This window comes from Mycobacterium sp. NGS62, assembly GCF_059812285.1.
Genome location: NZ_JCALCK010000008.1, coordinates 129132 through 156005 on the forward strand (window position 1 = coordinate 129132; position 26874 = coordinate 156005).

Here is a 26874-nt window from a genome sequence, read left to right on the forward strand (position 1 = left end):
CGAACTCCCCCGGGCCTCACGGTTTATTTCGCGGACGCTCGGTCCGCAGCCAGTCTGTTGCGCAGACTCTTCGGCCGGATATCAATCCAATTCTGTTCGATGTAATCCGAACACGCAGTGCGGTCTGCTTCGCTGTGCACCACCTGCCAGCCAGCTGGAACGTCGGCGAACGCCGGCCACAGGCTGTGTTGCTCCTCGTCGTTGACCAAGACGAAAAAGCTGCCGTCGTCGAACGGATTAACGCCCACCGATTCCTCATTACTATCAGTCGACCGAAGTGAAACCCGATCCAAACGCTAATGCAGCAGACAGGGCCTGTCCGGAATTTGGACAATGTACATAGTGTGACCTAACCCGCACCTAGCAGGGGTCCGCAGTAGTCATTTTTGGTGTTGTGACCTGCAGCGATAGGCTGCGGACACCACCTCGATGCCGCGGCTCATCCGGCGGCGAGCCTTTGAGCTGGGTGAATCGCCACCCGACGAGGTCAGGGCGGCATCTCGGCGGAGGCCTTCATCCGCGTAGTCGCAGCAGAGCGCGTCAAACGCTTGTGCCGTGGACGGGACGGGGTGATTCCTGCACCGGTGCATGCTTTAAAGGCGCTTCGTGATGCGTGCCGGTGAGCGAGAATTCGTCCAAGATGCTCAAAAGTTCTTGTCGCCAACCATCTTTCGAGTTGGGACGACCAGCCAGATAGGCCGTCAGCGAGATAAAGACCTGTCCCTGCGCTTTTCCGGAAAGCAAAAACAGTCGTCCGCCGCCGCGGTACATCATCGCCGTGGGCACGTTCGAGTGAAGCAGCTTCATCGCGAAGTAGTCGGCGTCGGTGCCATCGGCCCGACCGGCGGCCGGGTTGACAACGCCGACATTGGATGAGGCCACCCCACCCCCAGCCGCGCCGCCGCCGACCTTGAGGAGCACCCGCTTAGGCACCAGAGCCAAAAAGGGAATGATTGACATCGCTGCCCGCTCGTCATCGCGCATATCGAGGTGAGTCGACAGTGATTGTTTGACCGCGGCGCGGATCGGACGCAGATCCGTTGTCGCAGGTGCCGGGTCCACTATGACGATGACGTCACCGACCGCGTTGGCGCGGGTATCACCGGCGACGCGCTCGCTGAACGGCATTCTCACGACGACCGACCCGTCTGCGGTGACTCGCCCGGCGCGCTGAGCCAGCCGGGCCGCCACTCCCACAAGCAGCGCGTTGCTGGTCCCGCCCAGTGCCTGTGCGCGAGCTTCCCACTCGTCGGCATCCACGAAAATCGTCGCCGTCGGCAGACTGATGAATTTATCGGTGCCGGCGGGCGGCTTAAGCGGCTTGGCAGCCTGTGGAGCGGCAGCTTTGGCAACATCCCTGCCTTGCCGCGTCAACCGTGATGCGGCGGCCATGCCGGGGCCGACAGCGCGGATGTCGCGCCCACTTTGGCGGGCGTCTTGACGCAATGCCTGCCACCGCCGACGCGACCCGGAAGCCGGCCAGCTGATCGGATCCTGGCGTCCCAACGCAGCGTCCGTCAGCGCCTCGGCCAGCCCGACGCCGTCGGTGAGACTATGCGAGACAACCAAACTGACCCCCGCACCCCCGTCGGTGAACGCCATCACCGCAAGGTGCCATCCAGGTCCCTGCTCGCAATCCAGCGGTGTGCTGGCCTGCTCGTGAAGCCAGGCGTCGAACGCTGCCCGGGGTCCCGGCGCCGCGATCTCCATGTCCGAGAAACGATCGGCCGATACCCAGCGGTGGCGGCCAAACCGCAATGGTGATCGTTTGATGCCGCGGGACAACCGTCCCCGCTGAAGATGAGCGTGGAACTGCCGCAGACCCTCGATGTCGACCGGACGGTTGTACACCCAGACACACTGCAGATCGGTAGTGACTCCTGACACCAAGGCGATGCCAAACGCGGCCTGGTCCTCCAGGTCGAGCAAGTTGTCCATTTTCGTACGGTATGCCCGAGAGGGCGTTTCCAACCGAAAATCGACACCAATCCAAAAACGATCAGGCCACTACAGTGGCCACACGAAGCTTTGGGGCTGATGTCGCGGTCCACGGGCGCCGCTGCTGATGGCGCTCAATCCGGCGCTTATCCGCCTCATCCTTATCTTGATCCGCCGGCCACATGCTCGCTGTTGGGCCGGTTGGACGTGGCTCATCGGTCGGGGACTTGTCTTGCCGAGCTGGCATGGATGTCAAGTTGTTGGCTGAGGTTTCTCACTGATGGTGCGTCGAAGAGGATGCGCACTCCCAACTGGGTATCAAGAGTCGCGTTGATCGCGTTGATCGCGTGCATCGCCGAAAGCGAGTCTCCGCCCAGGTCGAAGAACGACTCGTGGACCCCGACGTGGTCTACTCCTAGTACTTGGGCGTAGATGTCGATAAGGATCTGCTCGACCAGGCTGGCCGGGGCGCCGAGACCGTTGTCGGCGTGGGGGTTTTGGGGAGTCGACTCCGCCTCGTTGTTCCGCCCCTCCAACCGGATGCGCGCACCGCCGTCAAATGGTTCCCTCGACGACAGCGGCCGGGTGGGGTCGGCGGTCATGGTCACCAGCACCTGCTGGAACCGCTCGACGAGGGTGTCGATGCTGGCGGTGTCGAATACGTCGGTGCGGAACTGAACGCGAAGGTTCAATTCGGGGCCCGGCACGGCTTGGACGGCCAGCGGGTAGTGGTAGTAGTCGCGGAACTCGACGATCTCCAATCGGTGGGTGCCGGACAACGCGTCGGTGTCGGTCGGGTAGTTCTCGTAGACGAAAACGGTGTCGAACAGTTGCTTGTGGCCGGTGAGACGGTGGATGTCGCTTAGCGCCAGGTGCTGGTGGTCGAGTGTGTGGTTGTGGGCGCTTTGCAATTGCTGCAGCAGGGCCGCGGTGGTGGTCTGTGCGGTGATGGTCGCCCGTACCGGCACCGTGTTGATCAATAGCCCCACCATCGAGTCCGCGCCGGGCACTTCGGCTGGCCGCCCCGAGACCACAGCGCCGAAGGCCACCTCGTCATGACCGGTCAAGCCGCGCAGGATGTGCGCCCACGCCGCCTGCAGCACGGTGTTGACGGTGGTTTGCTGTAAGCGCGCCAGTTCGCCAACCGCGCGGGTGGTCTGCTCAGACACCCGAAACGATGCCGTACTGCGCGGCCCGAGCCCCAGCCGATCCACCGGCCTGACCAGAGTGGGGGTCTCGAACCCGGCCAACACCTGATTCCACGCCGACAGCGCGGCAGCACGCTCTCGATCGGCGAGCCAGCTGAAAAACCGGCGATACGGCACAGGCGCGGGCAGCCGCGCCCCGTTGTAGCTGGCAAAAATCTCACCCAGCAGGATTGGCACCGACCAGCCATCGAACACGATGTGGTGATTGGTCAACACCAAGCGGTGCCGATCTTCTGCAGTGCGAATCAAAGCCGCCCGAAACGCCGGCTGTTGGGCAAGGTCAAAGACCGCCGCGCGTTCCTCAGCGCAGACCTGCTGAATCCGCTCCTCGACATCGACCTCGCTGGTGGCGAGGTCGACATAGCGCCACCCCGCCACCGGATCGGCCAGGATGACCTGCACCGGCTCACCGAACCCTGACAAGAATCGAGCTACCAGATTGGGATGGCGGTTGACCACCGTGTGTACCGCTTCATGCAGCCGATGCTGATCGATTGGACCGGCCACGGTGATATCTATCTGCACTGCATACGCGTCGTCACCGCTACCGTCGGCGATCCCGGCGTGAAAAAGCAGCCCCTGCTGCAAGCCTGTCAACGGCAACACATCAGCAATTTCATAGCGGCGCTGAAGGTCGTCGAGTTGCTGCTGGCTGAGTCGGGCCGGGGCGATATCCGAGGGGGTCAACCCGCCCCCACCCCCGCGCACATGGGCACAGATCCCGGCCAGCGCCTCGAACCACAACCGGCCCAGCCGGCTGACCTGCGCCTGTTCTAACGCCGAGGGCGCCCAGGTCCAGTTGGCTTGCAGCTGCGGGCCGGTGTCGGTGTCGACGGTGGCGGCGTTGAGTTCAACGGTGTGGGCCAACGCCATCGGGATTGCGGCGGCTGCGGCGGTCACCGACCCGCCCTCTTGGCTGATCCGCCACACATCACCTGAGGCATAGGCCGCCGGGGCACCCAATCGGCCCAGATAATTGAATCCGATCGACGGATCCGACCCGCCCAGGTCCACCTCGGGGTTCAAGTACCGCAACAGCCCATAACCCAGGCCGTCCGGCAGCGCCCGAAGTTGCTCCTTGGCGTTTTTGATCACCGTCCCCAACACGGCTTCACCGGCGAGCACCTGCGTCCACGACAACCCACCCATGCTCAACGACACCGGATACTTGGCGGTAAACCACCCCACGGTCCGTGACAAGTCCACATCGGCGCCCAACTCCTCGTGCCGCCCATGACCCTCGACATCAATACCGACCGGTGCGCTGCCCGTCCCTAAAAACTCCGCCACCGCTAAACCGAACGCGATCAACAAAATGTCATGTATCCCGGCATGGAAGGCCGCAGGAACCTCACCTAGCAGCATGCGGGTGATTTCGGGATCCAGTTCCACGGACAACTGCCCGGCCGTGGCAAGCGTATCCACCTCGGGGCGCACCGCGGGCAACACCGCAGGTGTGCTTGCCACCTGTCGCCAAACCTCGGCCTGATCCACCACTTCCGCTGTGTGCGCGTGCGCAGCCAACAGCTTCGCCCACCGGGCAAACGACGTCCCGCCAGCCGGTAGCGCCACCTTCTGCCGAGCACGATGCTGGGCCCAGGCGATGTTGAGGTCTTCAAGCAGGATCCGCCACGACACCCCATCAACGGCCAAATGGTGAACGATCACCACCAACTGTCCCGCCGGGGCCGCCCACACCGCGCTCAGCATCACCCCCGCGGCCGGGTTCAACCGGGACCGCGCCGCCGCCACCGCCTCATCAGAGAGCGCCTCCGCGGTGTGCAGGCATCCGCGCGCATCCACCGACCCCGCCTCGGGCACCATCAGTGCCCAATTGCCAGCACCGTCGTCGTCGACCCGGGCCCGCAACATGGCATGCCGATCCAGCAACGCCTGCAGCACCGCCACTACATCGGCCTCGGTGACTCCTGCCGGTGCCTGCAGCGGCACTGTCTGGTTGAACTGCTCAACCAGACCCTCCAGGCTATGCAGCCACCTCATGATCGGGGTGGCCACCACTGGTCCTACCCCTTCATCAACCGAGCCGTCCGATGACCCGCCGACCACTCGGGCCACCCGGGCCAGCCGGGCCACGGTCTGCTCGACGAAGACATCTCGCGGTCGACACACCAGCCCCGCCAGCCGGGCCCGCGCCACCACCTGGATCGACAAAATGCTATCGCCGCCCAACTCGAAGAACGAGTCATCGACCCCAACCCGCTCCACACCGAGCACCTCAGCGAAAATGCCGGCCAACGTCTCCTCGACCGAATCGCTTGGGGCACGGTAGCGATCGATGTCCTGATATCCCGGTGCCGGCAGGGCCCGGATATCAAGCTTGCCGTTGACCGTTAACGGCAGCGCCTCCAGCACCACCACCGCGGCGGGCACCATATAAGCCGGCAACCGCTCAGCCAACTTCGTGCGCGTGGCGCCCGGATCGGCGGTACCGGTGACATAACCGACCAGCCGCTTGTCGCCGGGGTGGTCCTCGCGGGCAACCACCACCGCCTGCTCGACCCCAGCCAGTCCGGCTAGCGCAGCCTGGATCTCCCCCAACTCGATGCGATAACCGCGAATCTTGACCTGCTGATCAGCACGTCCCAGATACTCCAACTGCCCATCCGGGCCCCAACGAACCAGATCCCCGGTGCGATACATCCGTGCCCCCGGCCCGCCGAAGGGACAGGCCACAAACCGCGACGACGTCAATGGCGACCGGCGCACATACCCATAGGCCAGCCCGGCGCCGGCCACATACAACTCCCCCACCACCCCGGCGGGCACGGGGCGCAGCCACCCGTCGAGCACGAAAAAGCCCAGGTGTGCCAACGGCACCCCGATCGGGCTGACGCTGCGATCAACATCCGCCTCGACGATCTCGCGGAACGACGCGTGCACCGTGGTCTCGGTGATGCCATACATATTGATCAACCGCGGCGAACCCCGGTGATGATCCAACCAGCCGCCAAGGCGCTGCGGTTCCAGCGCTTCCCCACCGAACACCACCGTCTCCAGCTTGAGCTGAGCTCCTAACTCGGGGGCCAGCGCATCGGCGGTTTGCAGCGCATAAAACGCTGCCGGCGTCTGACTCAGCACAGTGGCCTGCTCGCTGGCCAGCAACGCATGCAACTCTTCGGGCGAACGCACCACCGCATCGGGCACCACTACCAGCCGCCCCCCATGCAACAGCGCGCCGAAGATCTCCCAGACCGAGAAATCGAACGCCAACGAGTGACACTGCGTCCAGACTTGCCCTGCCGACAACTCCAGGTCAGCATCCAACGTGTCCAGCAGCCCGACCACGTTGCGATGAGCAACCGCCACGCCTTTGGGCATTCCGGTGGTACCCGAGGTGTAAATCAAATATGCGATGTCGTCCGCCGCAGGAGCCGCCAACCCAATACACGGATAGGAATCGATGCGTGGGTCGTCGATATCGACGATCAGCAGATCATGACCATCGAGCCGTTTGGCCAGATCGGTGGTAGTGAGCGCGGCGATCGGCGCAGCATCGGCCACCACGAACCCGATCCGGGCATCGGGATGGCCGGGGTCGACCGCCAGATACGCTGCCCCCGTCTTCAGGACCGCCAGCATCGCCACAATCGCTTCGGCGGATCGCTCCATCAGCAGCGCCACACACTGCCCCGCACCAGCATCGTGCTCAATCAACAAGTGCGCCAATCGATTCGACGCCTCGTCAAGCTCCCGGTAGCTCATCGAGCGGCCATCAAAGGTCAAGGCCACCGCCTCCGGTGTACGCGCCGCCTGCGCGGCGAACACAGCGGGAATCGACTCCCCAGCCTGGGCCGGCAAGCTCAGTACCGCGCGGTTGCCGACCTCATCGAGGCGGGCGTGCTCACCGGCATCGAGCACATCGATCGACGACACCCGCCGAGTCGGGTCGGCGGTCAGCGCCATCAACACTCGCTGCAAGCGCTCAACGAGTGCGTCGATGCTGGCAGTGTCGAACACATCGGTGCGGAATTCCACCGTGCCACCGATCCCGGCAAGCTCCCCGTCCTCGGTGAAACGTTCCGCGAGCGAGAACGTCAAATCCATTCGGGCGGTGTGGGTGTCCACCGGCAGCGGGGTCAGCTCCAGATCACCCAACCCTAGCCCGGTGACGGGATCCCCGGCGAAGTTCTGCCAGGCCAGCACCACTTGCACCAGCGGGTGATAAGTCAACGACCGGGTCGGGTTGAGCCGCTCGACGAGCACCTCGAAGGGCACATCTTGATGCTCGTAGGCGGCCAGGCTGCGCGAGCGCACCTGCGCCAACAACTCCGACACGGTGGGATCACCGGCCACATCGACGCGCAACACCAAGGTGTTGACGAAAAAGCCGACCAACTCATCCAGGACCGGGTCACGTCGTCCCGCGATCGGGAACCCCACCGCCACATCGGAACTGGCGCTTAGTTTGGCCAGCAACACCGCGAGCGCGGCCTGCAGCACCATGAAGCTGGTCGCGTTGTGCTCGCCGGCCAGCGCCCGTACCCGCTGCTGCAACTCGGCCGGCCACTGCACTGCCACACTGGCACCCCGATAATCAGCCACCGGCGGATAGGGCCGGTCGGTGGGCAACGCCAGGCGCTCGGGCATCCCGGCCAAAGTCTTCTGCCAGAAGTCCAACTGGGAGGCGATACGACTGTGGCGATCCGCCAGGTCACCGAATTGCGCGCGCTGCCATAGCGTGTAATCCACGTATTGCACCGCCAACGGCACCCAACTTGGAGCTTGTCCGGCACATCGGCTGGCATAGGCCACACCCAGATCAGCCACCAACGGTCTCATGGAGACACCATCAGCAGCGATATGGTGCACCACCGCCACCAACACATGTTCATCCTCGGCAACACGGAAAAGTCGTGCCCGCAAGGGAAGGTCGCTCGCTAGATCGAACGACCGACGCGCCGTTTCTTCGACGGCTTCCTGCAGCCGGCTTGCCGGCCAACCGCTGGCATCAACGATGTCCCAACCCAACTCAGCGCGCTCAATCGGGACAACCACCTGTTGCGGGACACCATCAGCAGCGGCGAACACCGTGCGCAAGCTTTCATGGCGCGCCACCACGTCGCTCAGTGCGGCACCCAGTGCCGCGGTATCCAGGCGCCCGCCCAGTCGCAACGCCACCGCCAAGTTGTAAATCGGTGAGGGACCCTGCAACTGGTCCAAGAACCACAACCGGTTCTGGGCAAATGACAACGGCACCACCGCAGGCCGCTCACCCGCCACCAACGGCTCCAAGCCACGTCCGCCAGCAGCCAGCCGCGGCGCCAGTTGGGCAACGGTGGGTGCTTCGAACAGCACGCGCACCGCAACGCCGGCATCCAACGCGGTATTGATCGCGGCAACCACTCGCATCGCCGACAACGAATCCCCGCCCAAGTCGAAAAATGAGTCGTCGACCCCAACCCGCTCTACACCCAAGACCCTCGAATAAATACCAGCCAATACCTCTTCAACCGGGCTGGCCGGAGCGCGGTAACGATCAGCATCCTGGTACTCCGGTGCCGGCAATGCGCGGGTATCCAGTTTGCCGTTCGGAGTGAGCGGCAGTGCCTCGAGCACCACCACCGCGGTCGGCACCATATACGGCGGGAGCCGATCGGCCAGCTGAGCGCGTGCGATGTCGGGATCTGCGCTTCCGGTCACATACCCGACCAGGCGTTTATCGCCGGGCCGCTCCTCGCGGGTAACCACCACCGCTTGATCCACCCCGTCCAGTCCGTCCAGGATGGACTGAATCTCGCCCAATTCGATGCGATAGCCGCGAATCTTGACCTGCTCATCCGCACGCCCTAAGTACCGCAACTGCCCATCGGGTCCCCAATACACCAAATCGCCGGTGCGATACATGCGTGTTCCAGAACCGCCGAATGGACACGCCACAAACCGCGATCCGGTCAATCCAGCGCGATGCCGATATCCGCACGCGACGCCGCGGCCAGCCACATACAGCTCCCCGACTACCCCGGTCGGTACCGGTCGCAGCCAATTATCCAACACGAACAACGCCGCTCCGGGCACCGGCGAACCGATCGGCACCCCCCCGGTCCCCGGCGTCAAAGGCGCACTAACCGTCACTACCATCGCCGTCTCGGTGGGGCCGTAGGCGTTGACCATCACCCGCCCGGGCGCCGCCCACCGGTCCACTATCTCCGCCGGACAGGGCTCACCGGCCACGATCAACGTCGCCGCCTCCAAACCCTGCGGCGATAACATAGCCACCGCAGAAGGCGTCTGGGCGAACACGCTGACGTCTTGGCTAACCAGCAAGGTGTGCAAGTCCTCGGGCGAGCGTGCCACCGAGTCGGGCACCATCACCAGTCGTCCACCCTGCAGCAGCGCCCCCAACATCTCCCACACCGAAGTGTCGAAGGCCAAGGTGTGATACTGCGGCCGCACCCCCTCGCGGGGTAGGCCGACATCCGGCGACGCCAGCAGCTGGGTCACGTTGCCGTGAGTAACCGCCACCCCCTTTGGCACGCCGGTGGTTCCCGAGGTGTAGATCAGGTACGCGATATCGTCTGCGCTCGGCGTCGGCAACGCGGTGCTGGGCTCGGTGCCCACGGCGGTTTCGTTGACGTCGATGACCGCCCCGTCGAACCCATCCAGCCGATCGGCCAGCTCAGCGCTGGTGATCGCTGCGACCGGCCCAGCGTCAGTGAGCATGTACTCGATCCGCGCGTCGGGATGCCCCGGGTCGAGCGGCAGATACGCCGCCCCGGCCTTGAGCACCGCCAAGATCCCCACCACGGCCTCGGCCGATCGCTCCAACAACAGCGCCACGCACTGCCCCGGGCCCACACTGTGGGCAATCAGCTTGCGCGCCAACCGATTAGTGGCGTCATCGAGCTCGCGGTAGGTCCACGACCGCTCCCCGTCGCTGATCGCCACCGCATCTGGGACGCTCTCCACCTGCGCAGCAAAGGACACCGGAATCGATACCGACGTCACCTCCGGCTGCGTCAATACCGCCCGGTTGCCCCACTGGTCCAGTCGGTTCTGCTCAGCACCATCGAGCAGATCCATAGATGACAACCGCCGCGTCGGATCAGCGGTCAGCGCCGCCAACACTCGCTCGAACCGCTGGATCAAGACCTCGATGCTGGCCGGGTCGAACACATCGGTGCGAAACTCCACCGCCCCGCCGATCCCGGCTGGCTCGCCGGCCTCAGTCCAGTGTTCAGCCAACGAGAACGTTAAATCCATTCGCGCCGTGTGGGTGTCCACCGGCAGCGGACTGGCCTCTAGATCACCCAAACTCAACATGGCCGGCTGATTGTTCTGCCACGCCAACCCCACTTGGACCAGGGGGTGATGGGCCCGGCTTCGGGTCGGGTTGAGCCGTTCTACCAGCACCTCAAACGGCACATCCTGATGCTCGTAGGCGGCCAGGCTGCGCGAGCGCACCTGCGCCAGCACCTCCGCCACCGTGGGGTCACCGGCCACATCGACCCGCAACACCAAGGTGTTGACGAAAAAGCCCACCAACTCATCAAGCGCAGGATCGCGGCGCCCCGCGATCGGGAAGCCCACCGCCACATCGGAATTGGCGCTCAACTTGGCCAACAACACCGCCAGCGCAGCTTGCACCACCATGAAACTGGTCGCATTGTGCTCACCGGCCGCTTTGCACACCCGCTGTTGCAGCTCGGCCGACCAGTCCACGGCCACAGTGGCGCCACGATAGTCGGCAACCGGCGGATAGGGCCGATCAGTGGGTAGTTGCAGTCGCTCCGGCATCCCGGCCAGCGCATTCTCCCAGTAGGTCAACTGGGAGGCAATCGGGCTCTCGCTGTCATCTAAGTCACCGAACTGCGCGCGCTGCCACAATGTGTAATCGACGTACTGCACCGCCAACGGCGCCCACTGCGGAGCCCCACCGGCACACCGGCTGGCGTAAGCCACACCCAAATCCGTTACCAGCGGAGCCACTGACCAGCCGTCGGCAGCGATATGGTGGACCACCGCCACCAGCACATGCTCATCCTGAGTAACGCGGAAAAGCCGTGCCCGCAAGGGGATCTCGCTCGTCAAATCGAAACTGTGCCGGGCCGTTTCTTCGATGGTCTCCTGCAATCGGCTAGCCGGCCAACCGCTGGCATCAACAATGTCCCAACCCAACTCAGCGCGATCAGCCGGAATCACCACTTGGCGCGGTACGCCATCCGCCGCGGCGAACACCGTCCGCAGGCTTTCATGACGGGACACCACATCGGCCAGCGCTGCACCCAACGCCTCGCCGTCCAAGCGCCCACACAGCCGCAACGCCACCGCCATGTTGTAAATCGGTGACGGTCCCTGCAATTGATCCAAGAACCACAACCGGTTCTGGGCAAACGACAACGGAACCACCGCAGGACGATCGCCAGCCACCAGCGGCTCCAAGCCACGTCCGCCAGTGCCCAGCCGGGGCGTCAGCTGCGCAACCGTGGGTGCCTCAAACAGCACCCGTACGGCGACACCGGCATCCAAAGATTTGTTGACCGCAGCGATCACCCGCATCGCCGACAACGAATCTCCGCCAAGTTCGAAGAACGAGTCGTCGACGCCGACGCGCTCAAGCCCGAGGACTTCGGCGAAGATGCCGGCCAGGATCTCCTCGACCGGATCGGACGGGGCACGGTACTGATCTGCATGCTGATATTCGGGTGCGGGCAGCGCCCGGGTATCGAGTTTGCCGTTGACCGTCAGCGGCAGCGCATCAAGTTGCACCACCGCGGCGGGCACCATATAGCTCGGCAGCCGTTGCACCAGGGCGCTATGTGCGACGGCTAGGTCGGCGGTGCCGGTGACATAGCCGACCAGGCGTTTGTCGCCGGGGTGGTCCTCGCGGGCGATCACCACCGCCTGTTCCACGCCGTCGAGTGCGGCGAGCGCGGCCTGGATCTCCCCCAACTCGATGCGATACCCACGAATCTTGACCTGCTCATCCGCGCGGCCGAGATATTCCAGTTGCCCATCGGGGCCCCAGCGCACCAAATCCCCGGTGCGATACATCCGTGTTCCCGGCGCCCCGAAAGGACATGCCACAAACCGCGACGACGTCAACCCCGGCCGGCGCACATACCCATACGCCAGACCGGCGCCAGCCACATACAACTCCGCCACCACCCCGGCGGGCACCGGATGCAACCACCCGTCGAGAACGAAAAAGCCCAGATGCGCCAACGGCCCGCCAATAGGACTGGTGCTGCAATCGACGTCACTACCGACGATCTCGCGGAACGAGGCATGCACCGTGGTCTCGGTGATGCCATACATATTGATCAACCGCGGCAACCCCGGATGACGATCCAGCCATCCCCCAAGGCGTTGCGGTTCGAGCGCTTCCCCGCCGAAGACCACCGTCTCCAACTTCAGCTGAGATCCCAACTCGGGGGCGAGCGCGTCAGCAGTCTGCAGCGCATAAAAGGCCGAGGGAGTCTGACTCAACACACTGACCTGTTCGGTGGCCAGCAACGCATGCAGATCTTGGGGCGAACGGACCACCGGGTCGGGCACCACTACCAGTCGCCCACCCCGCAACAACGCGCCCCAGATCTCCCACACCGAGAAGTCGAAGGCCAACGAATGGCATTGCGACCACACCTGTCCCGACGACAGTTCCAGCTCAGCATCTAACGTCTCCAGCAGTCCGACCACGTTGCGGTGCGGGATCGCCACTCCCTTGGGCAATCCGGTGGTGCCCGAGGTGTAAATCAGATACGCGATGTCGTCAGGCTTCGGCACCGGCAGGGCAGTGCGCGGTTGGCTGTCGACAATGGGGGCGTCGATATCGATGACCGCCACCTGATGGCCGTCTAGCCGACCGGCCAATCCAGCGGTGGTGAGCGCGGCGATCGGCGCGGCATCGGCCACCATGAACTCGATGCGCGCATCGGGATGGCCTGGGTCGATGGCCAAATACGCCGCGCCGCTTTTGAGCACCGCCAGCATCGCCACGACCGCTTCAGCCGATCGCTGCATCAGCAGTGCAACGCACTGCCCCGGGCCGGCGCCGTGGCCAACCAGCAAGTGCGCCAACCGGTTCGCGGCCTCATCGAGCTCGCGGTAGCTCATTGGCTGACCATCAAAGGTCAACGCCACGGCCTCCGGTGTGCGCGCCACCTGCGCGGCGAACAACCCCGGAATCGACTCCCCAGTCGGGGCCGGCGAGCTCAATGCCGCTCGGTTGCCGATCTCGTCGAGGCGGACATGTTCAGGGGCGTCGAGCACATCGACCGACGAGACCCGCCGAGCCGGATCGGCGGTCATCGCCATCAACACTCGCCGCAACCGCTCGATCAGCGTCTCGATGCTGACCGCATCGAACACGTCGGTGCGGAATTCCACCGTCCCGCCGATGCCGGCGGGCGCGCCGTTGTCGGCCCAGCGTTCAGTCAGGGAGAAGGTCAAATCCGTGCGGGCAGTGCGGGTGTCCACCGGCAGCGGGGTCAGCTCCAGCTCACCCAGCCCCAACCCGGCGACGGGATCCCCGGCGAAGTTCTGCCAAGCCAACAACACCTGCACCAGCGGATGGTGGGCGCGGCTTCGGGTCGGGTTGAGCCGCTCAACCAGTACCTCGAACGGCACATCCTGGTGCTCATAGGCCGCCAGGCTGCGCGCGCGCACCTGCGCCAACACCTCAGCTACGGTCGGATCACCGGCTAAGTCGACCCGCAACACCAACGTGTTGACGAAAAAGCCCACCAACTCATCCAGGACCGGGTCACGCCGCCCTGCAATCGGGAAGCCCACCGCCACATCAGAATTGGTACTCAACTTCGCCAACAACACCGCCAGCGCAGCCTGCACCACCATGAAACTGGTCGCATTGTGCTCACGAGCCACCCGGGCAACCTGCTGCTGCAACTCGCCCGGCCAGTCCACCGCCACACTGGCCCCACGGAAATCAGCCACCAATGGATAGGGCCGATCAGTGGGAAGCTCCACACGCTCGGGCATCCCAGCTAACGCGCTTTCCCAATAGGCCAACTGAGAGGCGATCAGGCTCTCACTGTCGTCGAGCTCACCGAACTGCGCGCGCTGCCACAACGTGTAATCGACATACTGCACCGCCAACGGCGCCCAACCCGGAGCCTCGCCGGCACAGCGGGCGACATATGCCACACCCAAATCAGCCACCAGCGGGGTGATCGACCAACCGTCGGCAGCGATGTGGTGCACCACCGCCACCAGCACATGCTCATCCTCACCAACCCGGAAAAGCCGTGCCCGCAACGGGATCTCGCTCGCCAGATCAAAGCAGTGACTTGTCGTCTCCTCGACCGCCTCCTGCAGACCGCTAGCCGACCAACCGCTGGCATCAACGACGTCCCAGCCCAACTCGGCGCGCTCAACAGGAACCACCACCTGCTGCGGAACACCATCCGCCGCGGCGAACACCGTGCGCAAGCTCTCATGCCGGCCCACCACATCGCCCAGCGCTGCGCCCAATGCCGCGGTATCCAGACGCCCGCCCAGCCGCAACGCCACCGCCATGTTGTAAACCGGTGAAGGACCCTGCAACTGATCAATGAACCACAACCGGTTCTGGGCAAACGACAACGGCACCACCGGCGGTCGATCGCCAGCCACCAACGGCGCCAACACATCCCCACCAGCACCCAGCCGCGGCGCCAACAGCCCAACCGTGGGCGCCTCGAACAACAAGCGCACCGCAACGCGAGCATCCAAAGCCTTATTGATCGCCGCGACCACCCGCATCGCCGACAACGAATCCCCACCCAAATCGAAGAACGAGTCGTCGACCCCGACCCGCGCCACCCCCAGCACTTGGGCATAGATACCGGCCAGGATCTCCTCAACCGCGTTGGCCGGGGCGCGATACTCACCAGCGGTGTACTCGGGCGTCGGCAGGGCGCGGGTATCGAGTTTGCCGTTGACCGTCATCGGCAACGCATCCAGCACCACCACCGCCGCAGGCACCATAAACGCCGGCAACCCCTCAGCCAGCACAGCACGGGCGGTGGCCGAATCCACCGATCCGTTCACCGATTCGGTGACATAGCCGACGAGGCGCTTATCGCCGGGGCGGTCCTCGCGGGCAACCACCGCCGCCTGCTCCACACCGTCGAGTGCGGCAAGCGCTGCCTGCACCTCACCCAACTCGATGCGATAGCCGCGGATCTTGACCTGGTCATCGGCACGGCCGAGATACTGCAGCTGCCCATCGGGACCCCACCGGACCAAGTCGCCGGTGCGATACATCCGGGCCCCAAAATCCCCGAACGGACACGCCACAAACCGCGACCCGGTCAACCCGGGCCGACGCCAATATCCACACGCGATGCCTCGACCGGCCGCATACAACTCACCGACTACACCCGCCGGCACCGGACGCAACCACTTATCCAGCACAAATAATGCCGCCCCGGGCACCGGTGAACCGATCGGCACAACCCCCGACCCCGGTATCAACGGCGCACTGATCGTCACCACCATCGCGGTCTCGGTGGGGCCGTAAGCGTTGAGCATCACCCGTCCGGTCGCCCACCGATCCACCACCTCGGCCGGACAGGGCTCACCGGCGACGATCAACATCGCCGACTCCAACCCCTGCGGCGATAACGCCGCCACCGCCGATGGCGTCTGGACGAACACGTTGACCTGTTCGCTAACCAGCAAGGCATGCAAATCTTCCGGCGAGCGCGCTACTGGATCGGGCGCCACCACCAGCCGTCCGCCCTGCAACAGGGAACTGAAGATCTCCCACACCGAGGTGTCGAAGGCCAAGGTGTGATACTGCGGCCGCACCCCCGCGTGCGGCAGGCCGACATCCGGCGACACCACCAGCTGGGTCACGTTGCGATGAGTGACCGCCACGCCCTTGGGCGTTCCGGTGGTGCCCGAGGTGTAAATCAGATACGCGATGTCGTCGGCGCCGGGTGCCGCCAATGCGGTCGAAGGTTGGCTGTCCAGTGCGGGGTCGGCGACGTCGAGGATCAATAAGTCATGCCCGTCGAAGCGCCCGGCCAGATCAGCTGCGGTGATCGCGGCGAACGGCGCGGCATCAGCCACCATGAACCCGATCCGCGCGTCAGGGTGCCCTGGGTCGATCGGCAGATACGCTGCCCCGGTCTTGAGTACCGCCAGGATCGCCGCTACTGCCTCAGCCGAACGTTCCAAGAGCAACGCCACACATTGCCCCGGACCCGCCCCGCGGTCAACCAACAAGTGCGCCAACCGATTCGAGGCTTCGTCGAGGTCGCGATACGTCCACGAATTGTCGCCGCACACCAGTGCCACTGCCTCCGGGGCACGGGCCACCTGCGCGGCGAACAAAGCGGGAATCGACTCCGACGGCGTCTCCGGCTGCGTCAACACGGCTCGGTTGCCCCACCGATCCAGACGAGCCTGCTCGTCCGCATCGACCAGATCCACCGATGACACCCGTCGGGCCGGGTCGGCGGTCATCGCCACCAGCACCCGCTCCAACCGCTCAATCAGCGCTTCGATGCTGCCCGCGTCGAACACGTCGGTGCGAAACTCCACCGCTCCGCCGATGCCGGCAAGGTCGCCGTCCTCGGTGAAACACTCCGACAACGAGAACGCCAGATCCATGCGGGCGGTGTGGGTGTCCACCGGCAGCGGGGTGACCTGCAGATCACCCAAACTCAGCGTCGCGGGCCGATTGTTCTGCCAGGCCAACAACACCTGGACCAGCGGGTGATGGGCGCGGCTTCGGGTTGGGTTGAGCCGCTCGACGAGTGCCTCGAAGGGCACGTCCTGGTGCTCATAGGCCGCCAGGCTGCGCGAGCGCACCTGTTCCAGCAAGTCCGCCACGGTGGGGTCACCGGCCACATCGACTCGCAGCACCAAGGTGTTGATGAACGAACCCACCAACTCATCGAGTGCAGGATCGCGGCGACCGGCGATTGGGAACCCCACCGCCACATCAGAACTCGCGCTGATCTTCGACAACAGCACGGCCAGGGCGGCTTGCACCACCATAAAAGTGGTCGCATTGTGCTCACTGGCTACTTTGCGCACCCGCTGCTGCAACTCGACCGGCCAGTCCACCGTTACGGTGGCGCCACGGTAGTCGGCAGTCGGCGGGTAGGGCCGGTCAGTCGGCAGCTCCAACCGCTCCGGTATCCCGGCCAAAGCGCCTTCCCAGTAGGCCAATTGGGAGGCGATCAAGCTCTCGCTGTCGTCGAGATCTCCGAACTGAGCGCGTTGCCACAGCGTGTAATCGACATACTGCACCGGCAACGGCGCCCAATCCGGAGCCTGCCCGGCACACCGGCTGGCATAAGCCACCCCCAAGTCAGTCACCAGCGGGGCGATTGACCAGCCGTCGGCAGCGATATGGTGCACCACCCCCACCAGCACATGCTCGTCTGTACCGAGAGTGAAAAGAGTTGCGCGCAGCGGGATCTCAGCCGATAAATCAAAGGGGTGACGTGTGGCGGCGCCGATGGACTCCTCCAGCCGGCTTGCCGGCCAACCGCTGGCATCGACTACGTCCCAAGCCAACTCAGCGCTTTCGGCGGAAACGACCAACTGCTGGGGCACGCCGTCCGGGGCGGCAAACAATGTGCGCAGGCTCTCATGACGGGCCACTACATCGCCCAGCGCCGCACCCAGCGCCTCGGCATCCAGGTGACCACACAGCCGCAACGCCACCGCCATGTTGTAAATCGGCGACGGACCTTGCAACTGGTCCAAGAACCACAACCGGTTCTGGGCAAACGACAATGGAACCACCGCCGGCCGCTCGCCCGCCACCAACGGCTCCAAGCCACGTCCGACAGCACCCAACCGCGACGCCAATTGGGCAACCGCAGGCGACTCGAACAAGATCCGCACCGATAGGGCGGCGTCCAATGACTTGTTGACTGCAGCGATTACCCGCATCGCCGACAACGAATCTCCGCCAAGTTCGAAGAAGGAGTCGTCGACGCCGACGCGCTCGAGTCCGAGGACTTGGGCGTAGATGCCGGTAAGAATCTCCTCGACCGGGTCGCTGGCGGCGCGGTAATGATCGACATCCTGATACTCGGGTGCCGGCAGCGCCCTCTTGTCGAGCTTGCCGTTGACCGTCAGCGGCAGCGCATCCAGCGCCACCACCGCCGTCGGCACCATGTAGGCCGGCAGGCGTTCAGCCAGCGCGGCGCGCGCGGATGCCGGATCGGCGGTCCCAGTGACATAACCGACCAGGCGCTTGTCACCCGGGCGATCCTCACGGGCGACAACCACGGCCTGCTGCACCCCATCGACCCCGGCCAGCGCCGCCCGCACTTCACCAAGTTCGATGCGGTAGCCACGGATCTTGACCTGGTCATCAGCCCGGCCGAGATAATCCAGCTGCCCGCCCGCGCCCCAACACACCAAATCGCCGGTGCGATACATCCGGGTTCCAGAACCGCCGAATGGGCAGGCCACAAACCGCGACGACGTCAACCCAGCCCGGCGCACATACCCATATCCCGCGCCGGAACCCGCCACATACAACTCTCCGACCACCCCGGTGGGCGCCGGCCGCAACCAGCGATCCAGCACCAGAAAGGCGAGATGGGCCAGCGGGCCTCCAATGGGGCTGGCATTGCTGTCGGCGTCATCATCGACGATCTCCCGAAACGAAGCATGCACGGTCGTTTCGGTAGTGCCATACATATTGATCAGCTGGGGCAGACCCGGGTGGTAATCCAACCACGTCCGAAGACGGGGCGGCTCCAGCGCTTCACCCGCGAACACCACCGTCTCGAGTTTGAGCTGATCGTCCAACTTGGGGGTCAACGCAGCGGCGGTCTGCAACGCATAAAAAGCCGACGGAGTCTGGCTCAGCACACTGACTTGCTCGCTGATCAGCAGGGCATGGAATTCTTCTGGCGAACGCGACACCGACTCGGGGACCACTACCAAGCGCCCACCGTGCAGCAGCGCACCCCAGATCTCCCACACCGAGACGTCGAACGCCAGCGAATGCCACTGCGACCACACATGGCCTGCCAGTTCCAGGCAATCGCCGGCGGCCGTCAGCAGCTCGATGACGTTGTGGTGGGTGATGGCCACGCCCTTGGGCACGCCGGTCGTGCCCGACGTGTAGATCAGGTACGCGATGTCATCGGCCGCCGGCGCCGGCAACGCAGTGCATGGATAGGTATCGATTTCAGGGTCATCGATATCGATGACCGGCAGATCATGCCCGTCGAGCCGATCGGCCAATTCGGCTGTGGTGATCGCCGCCACCGGCGCGGCATCACCGATCATGAACTCCACCCGCGCCGTCGGCACCACCGGATCGATCGGCAAATACGCCGCGCCGGTCTTGAGTACCGCCAAAATCGACACGATCGCCTCAACCGACCGGGAAAACAGCAACGCCACGCACTGCCCCGGACCCACACCCTGGTCGACCAACAGGTGCGCCAACCGGTTGGCCGCTTCCTCCAACTCCCGGTAGGTCATCGACCGGCCGTTGAAGGACAGCGCCACCACCTCGGGAGCAAGCGCCACCTGCTCGCTAAACAGCACCGGAATCGACACCGCGGGCCCGGCCGGCGCCGTCAACACCGCCCGGTTGGCCCACCTATCCAGCCGGGCATGCTCACCGGCATCCAGCACATCCACCGACGACAGTCGCCGGGTGGGGTCGGCGGTCATCGCCACCAACACCCGCTGCAGGCGCTCAAACAGCGCCGCGACGCGATCCGCGTCGAACACGTCGGTGTCGAATTCGATGCGCAAGCCCAGTTCGTTGCCGGGAAGCGCCTGCACTGCAAGCGGGTAGTGGTTGTATTCGCGGTTGCTGAACTTGGTGATAGCCAGCCCGTCGACGTCCGACAATGCATCGGTGTCGAGGGGATAGTTCTCGAACGCGAAAAGGGTGTCGAAGAGGCGTTCTTGGCCCGCGATGCGGTGGATCTCGCTAAGCGCCAAGTGCTGGTGCTCGAGGGTGTGGTTGTAAGCGCTTTGCAGTTGGTTGAGCAACTCTGCGGTGGTGGTTGTCGCGGTGATGGTGGCCCGCACCGGCACTGTGTTGATCAACAGGCCCACCATCGAGTCGGCGCCGGGCACCTCGTCGGGCCGTCCCGAGACCGTGACACCGAATGCGACATCATGTTGCCCGGTCAACGAGCTCAGCAGTAACGCCCAACCACCCTGCAGCACGGTGTTGACGGTGGTCTGCTGTGAGCGGGCCAGCTCGCTGACCGCGTGGGTGGTCTGCTCAGACACTCGAAACGATGCAACACCGCGTTGCCCGAGGCCCAACCGATCCGGCGGCCCGACCAGCGTGGGGGTGTCAAACCCGGCCAACACCTCACGCCACGCCGCACCGGCGGCGTCGCGATCCCGGCCGGCCAGCCAGCCGACAAAACGGCGATACGGCGCGGCGGCAGGCAACCACTGCCCGGTGTAGCTGGCAAAAATTTCCCCCAGCAGGATTGGCAGCGACCAACCATCCACCACGATGTGGTGGATGGTCAGCACAAACCGATGCTGGTCTGGTGCGGTGCGGATCAACGCTGCCCGACAGGCCGGCTGTCCGGCCAGGTCGAAGACCGCCGCGCGCTCGGCAGCGCACACCTGCTGGATCTGGCCCTCGACATCGACGTCCGGGTCGGCGTCGACATACCGCCACGCCGCCGCCGGATCGGCGGGGATGATCTGCACCGGCTCGCCGAACCGTTCCCAGAACCGGGCCACCAGGTTGGGATGGCGGTTGACCACCGTCTGCACCGCCTCATGCAGCCGGTGCTGATCGAGCGGACCGCTTACGGTGATATCGAGCTGCACCGCATACAGATCGTCGCCGCTACCCTGCGCGGTGCCGGCGTGAAAGAGCAGGCCCTGCTGCAGGGGGGTCAGCGGTAAGACGTCAGCGATCCGCATATTGACGCTGGAGCTCGTCGATCTGCTCCTGGCTCAGCCCGACAAGCGCGAGATCAGAGGGCGTCAGCCCACCCCCGCCACCGCGCACATGCGCGCAGATACCGGCAAGGGCCTCAAACCACAACCGGCCAAGCCGGCTGACCTGCGAGTGATTCAGCACCGACGGCGCCCAGGTCCAATTGGCCTGCAGCTGCGGCCCGGCGTCAGTGTCGACGGTGGCGGCGTTGAGGTCCACAGTGTGCATCAGCGGCATGGGGACCGCCGCGGCAGCCGCGGCCAACGACAGGCTTTCCGGGCTGATCCGCCAAAGATCACCGGAGTTCTCGGCCCCCGCTGTGCCCAGACGACCCAGATAGTTGAATCCCACCGTCGGCTCGGGCACCGCCAAGTCCACCTCGGGGCTCAAATAGCGCAGCACACCGTAGTTCAATCCGTCGGGGAGTGCCCGAAGCTGTTCTTTAGCGTCCTTGACCAACGCTCCCAGCGTGGCCTCGCCGCTTTTTACCTGCGCCCAATTCAGTCCAGCGACGGCCAACGACACCGGGAATTTGGTGGTGAACCATCCCACGGTGCGGGTCAGGTCCACGTCAGCGGCCAACTCCTCGTCGCGCCCATGGCCTTCGACGTCGATGCCGATCGGCGCGTTGGCCGTGCCGAAAAACTCCGCCAACGCCAACGCGAATCCGATCAACAAGATGTCGTGCACCCCGGCATGAAACGCTGCCGGTACCTCACCAAGCAGCACCTGGGTGGTCTCGACATCCAGATCCATCGAAAAGTGCCCGGCCGTGGCGAAGGTATCCACCTCGGGTCGCACCGCCGGCAACACCGCAGGCGCCGACGCTATCTGCCGCCAGGCATCGGCCTGCTTCAGCACCGCCGGGGTGCGCGCGTACTCAGCCAATACCGACGACCACCGGGCAAATGATGTCCCACCGCTCGGCAATTCCACGGGCTGCCCACTGTGATGCTGGGCCCAGGCAATGTTGAGGTCTTCCAACACAATTCGCCACGACACCCCATCAACAGCTAGGTGATGTATGGTCAGCGCCAACTGCGCACTCGAGCCGGCCCATAACGCGCTCAGCATCACCCCTGCGGACGGATTCAACAGTGACCGCGCCTTTACCAGCGCCTCGTCGCTCAACACGTCCACCGATCGCAGGCAACCGCCGACATCCACCGATCCCACTTCGGGCACCTGTAACGACCAACCCCCAGCGCCGTCGTCATCGACGCGCAACCGCAGCATCGCGTGGCGGTCGATCAACGCCTGCAGCACCACCTCCACGTCGGCCTCGGTCACCCCCGTCGGGACCTGCACTACCACCGTCTGATTGAACTGATCAACCGGACCGTCGACACTTTCCAGCCACCGGATGATCGGGGTGGCTACCACCGGCCCGATACCCTCATCGACCGCACCAGATGCACCGTCAGCCACCCGGGCCACCCGGGCCAGCCCGGCCACCGTTTGCTCGACGAAAATATCGCGTGGTCGGCACACCAATCCTGCGAGCCGAGCCCGTGCCACGACCTGCATCGACAGAATGCTGTCCCCGCCCAGCTCGAAGAACGAGTCATCGATCCCCACCCGTTCCACACCGAGCACTTGCGCGTAGATGCCAGCCAGGATCTCCTCGACCGCGCTGTCCGGGGCGCGGTAACGATCGACGTCCTGATACTCCGGAGCCGGCAGCGCCCTTTTATCGAGCTTGCCGTTGACGGTCAGCGGCATCGCGTCGAGCGCCACCACCGCAGCCGGCACCATGTACGCCGGCAGCCGGTCGGCCAGTTTCGGTCGCGCTGTTGCCGGATCGGCGGTCCCGGTGACATAACCCACCAGGCGCTTGTCGCCGGGGCGGTCCTCGCGGGCGATCACCACCGCCTGCTCCACCCCGTCCAGGTCGGCCAGGGCCGCTCGCACCTCACCAAGCTCGATGCGATAGCCGCGGATCTTGACCTGCTCATCGGCGCGGCCCAGATAGTCCAGCTGCCCGTCCGCGCCCCAACACACCAAATCTCCGGTGCGGTACATCCGCGTCCCCGGACCCCCGTATGGGCAGGCCACAAACCGCGACGACGTCAACCCAGCCCGGTGCACATAGCCATATCCCGCGCCGGAACCCGCCACATACAACTCTCCGACCACACCCGCGGGTACCGGACGCAACCAGCTGTCGAGCACAAAAAAGGCAAGATGCGCCAACGGCACCCCGATGGGGCTGGCATCGTTGCCGACATCGCTGTGGAGGATTTCCCGGAACGAGGCATGCACCGTGGTTTCGGTGGTGCCATACATGTTGATCAGGCGCGGCAGCCCTGGGTGATTGTCCAACCACGTCCCGAGACGTTCGGGTTCCAGCGCTTCACCGGCGAACAGCACGGTTTCAAGCTTGAGCTGATCGCGCAGCTCAGGAGCGAGCGCATCGGCGGTTTGCAGCGCATAGAACGCCGACGGTGTTTGGCTGAGGACAGTGACCTGTTCCGTACTCAGCAACGCATGGAAATCTTCCGGTGAGCGCGCCACCGGCTCGGAAACCACCACCAGCCGCCCGCCGTGCAGCAGCGCACCCCAGATCTCACACACCGAGACGTCGAACGCCAACGAATGCCACTGCGACCACACCTGACCCGCCAACTCGAGGTGGGCGTCGAGCGACTCCATTAGCTGCGTGACGTTGCGGTGGGTGACGGCCACCCCCTTGGGCACGCCGGTGGTGCCCGACGTGTAGATCAGGTAGGCAACGTCGTCGGCCGTGGGCGCCGGCAATGGTGTGCACGGGTACGTCTGGATTTGGGGGTCGTCGACATCGATGACCAGCAGATCGGAGCCATCGAGCCGGGACCGCAGGCCCGCGGTGGTGATCGCCGCGATAGGCGCGGCGTCGGCAATCATGAACTCCATCCGCGCGGCCGGCACAGCTGGGTCGATCGGCAAATAAGCCGCCCCGGTCTTCAAAACCGCCAAAATCGAAACGATCGCCTCAGCGGAGCGCGAAAGCAGCAGCGCCACACGCTTATCCGCGTCTACGCCCTGAGCGGCCAATAGCTGCGCCAACCGGTTCGCAGCCTCATCCAGCTCGCGGTATGTCCAGGAACGCTCCCCACACACCAGCGCCACCGCTTCCGGGGCGCGGGCCACTTGCGCGGCGAACAACATCGGAATCGACGCGGACGGCGAGGCGCTCGCCATCAAGGCGGCCCGGTTACCGACCTCATCCAAGCGGGTGTGCTCACCGGCATCCAGCACATCGATAGATGACAGCAACCGGTTTGGGTCGTTGGCCATCCCCACCAACACCCGCTCTAGTCGCGTCACCAAATCGCGAAGATCACAATCCGCGAATAATTGTCCAGCGCCGGGTGTGCTGAGAAATAGCTGATCGTCGTCTCTAAAGAAAACGAGCCTGAACTGCTCGCCTAGACCATCATGCGTCAGGGTCGCCGTTACCGCAGAACCAGCAAGATCCGTCATGTGCGTAGTCGGAATAAAGTTAACCGCTACCCGATTCGATGTCTGCCCAACGCCACCAGGGAAACGCGTGGTGTTCTCGATGGCACGCGTAGGGAACCGTTGATGCTGCAGCGTTTCGCGGATTTGGGTATCGACATGTCCACAAAAGTCAGCAACCGTAGCATTCGGCGAGGGTTTCAATACCAGGGGGACTACCCCGGAAATCATTCCGGGCACCAGCTTTACCTCGGGACGCACACGCCTGCTGACCGGAAAATCGAACACCACGTCCGAACCCTCGGACTCGCTCCCACGCACCAGCAGCGCACACGCCGCAGTAATCACCGACGAGCGACGCATCCCCAACGCCTTTGACAACCCGTCTATGCCGGCGACGGCAGACGGGTCCAATTGAATCGGCGCCGAAGACTCGGCCTGATTACGTCCCCCGCCGTTACGTCCCAGCCTAGATGCGGTGTCGCCTTCCGGCGCGAGCTTACGTGACCAAAATGCCTGATCATCGAGATAGTCGCTGGACGCTTCGTATTCGGACTCACAGGCAACCAGCTCATTCAGTGACCCAAAGAACCCCGGCGGGATCGCCGCGCCCGAAGCAAGTGCATTGTAAACAGCTGCAACCCGATGTAAAACGAGAGCGAGGCCGACCCCGTCTACCACGATATGGTGGCAGCAGACGAACAAATAAAACTCGTCCGCCCGCGTTTGCATCAACGCAAATTTGAACAGCGTGCCATTGAGCGGCATCAGCGTTTGCTGAATCGACGACGCTAACTGATAGGCGTCCCAGGCAGGATTCTGAGAATCCGTGACATCGTAGCGAGCAAGTTTAACATCCGGATGCTCGACGACCTTTTGGAAAACCTGGCCGCCTACCTCGTAAAAAGTGGCTCTCAGCGGGTCGGCCTCGTGCACCGCCTCGCGGATCGCCGCCTCCAATAAGTCAGGGTCAATCGGTCCCGCGATTCGGACAAACACGCCCAGTTGCCACTTGGCACCAACAAGACCCGTTTCCTCGGCAAGCCAAATATCCAGCTGACCACGCGTCAGCGGAAGTGCACCGTCGTCAGGTTCCATAACTCCCCCAAAAGCATGTGGTTTAACCCACAATTCTCAGAATTCCGGGCAGCCGTAGCCTCTCGCCCAATTCTTCGGCGAATATCAGTCAAGTTCCATTCGATCCGGTCCAAACACGCAGCGCGGTCCGCCTCCCCGTGAACCGTCCGCCAACCGGCCCGAACATCGGCGAAAATCAGCCACCGGCTGGGTTGCTGCACGTCGATGCCCAAGGCCAACGAGCTGCCGTCGCGATCGCAGCGACTGACGCTCCCCGGGCCACTGCACCCTTCTGTTCGACATGAGTTAAACTATACGGTAGTGCAAGACCATCGGGCTTGTCCGGGTTTCGACGAAGTCCATAATGCCACATGATCCGCGGGTATCTTGCAAGCACGGGTTCTACCAGCGGTGACTTTCCGGTGAACTGCGGCAATACGTTTGGATTCATGGACTCGGCCGCTGAGCAAGCACTGTGCCGAGGACGTTCAACTTCTCGGCGCTCGTGGGCGTCGCGACCCTACACCACTCCATAGCCCGCCTCCCCCGATCCGGGCTCTGAACTTGGTGAATCGGGCACCGAGGCCAGGCGTTTAGTGGTGTGTGCCGGTGAGCGAGAATTCGTCCAAGACGCTGACCAGATCGCGACGCAAGGCCTCTTTCGAGTTGGGGCGACCGGGCTGATAACCAGTCACCGAGATAGAGACCTGTCCACGCGCTCTCCCGGAGAGCAAGAACAGCCGTCCACCGAACCGGTGCATCATCGCCTTGGGTACATCCGAGTTGAGAAGCCTCATCGCGAAGTAGTCGGCATCCGTGCCATCTGGTCGGCTTGCGGCCGGTTGAACCACACCGAGGTTGGATGAGGTGACGCCTGCTGCAGCCGCGCCGCCGCCGGCGTTGAGGAGGAACCGCTTAGGCACCAGGGCCAACAGGGGAACGATAGACATCGCGGCCCGCTCTTCATCGCGCAGCTCGCGCTGACCCATCAGTGCTTGTTTGACAGCGGCCCGGATCTCACGCAGGTCTGTCGTCGCGATGACAGGGTCGACCGTGACCGCGATATCGCTGACTGCGTTGGCGCGAGTATCACCGACGACGCGCTCGTTGACCGGCACCCTCGCGATGACCGAGCCGTCTGCGCTGACCCGTCCCAGTCGTTGGGCAACGCGCGCCGCCAACCCCACAAGCAGCGCATTGCTGGTTCCCCCGAGTGAATGTGCACGGGCCTCCCACTCGTCGGCATCGACGAAGATCGTCGTCGTTGCCAGCGCTACGGGTTCGTCTGCTCCGGCGGGCGGGGTCAGTGGCGTGGTAGGCAGCGGGATGGCAGCTTGTGCACCG

The 26874-nt window shown here is 64.4% G+C and carries 4 protein-coding genes and 2 pseudogenes; all 6 read right to left on the reverse strand.

Annotation, left to right across the window (positions count from 1 at the left end; genetic code table 11):
- Window positions 1-23: 23 nt before the first annotated feature.
- Entirely contained in the window at window positions 24-248 is a 225-nt protein-coding gene (locus AC5Y49_RS18675) for an MbtH family protein (RefSeq protein ID WP_499889682.1), read from the reverse strand.
- A gap of 292 nt (window positions 249-540) precedes the next feature.
- Window positions 541-1938: a hypothetical protein gene (locus tag AC5Y49_RS18680; protein ID WP_499889684.1), complete on the reverse strand. Its 1398-nt coding sequence runs from the start codon at window positions 1936-1938 to the stop codon at window positions 541-543.
- 212 nt (window positions 1939-2150) lie between these two features.
- Window positions 2151-20999, reverse strand: coding sequence for a non-ribosomal peptide synthase/polyketide synthase (locus AC5Y49_RS18685; protein ID WP_499889685.1), 18849 nt, complete (start codon window positions 20997-20999; stop codon window positions 2151-2153).
- Window positions 20986-25551 (reverse strand): amino acid adenylation domain-containing protein, encoded by a 4566-nt coding sequence (locus tag AC5Y49_RS18690; RefSeq protein ID WP_499889687.1) that lies wholly within the window; start codon window positions 25549-25551, stop codon window positions 20986-20988. Before AC5Y49_RS18690 ends, AC5Y49_RS18685 begins: the two co-directional genes overlap by 14 nt.
- A gap of 50 nt (window positions 25552-25601) precedes the next feature.
- Window positions 25602-25769, reverse strand: a pseudogene (locus AC5Y49_RS18695) (MbtH family NRPS accessory protein); the annotation flags it as partial.
- 354 nt (window positions 25770-26123) lie between these two features.
- Window positions 26124-26874 (reverse strand): annotated as a pseudogene (locus tag AC5Y49_RS18700) (hypothetical protein); the annotation flags it as partial.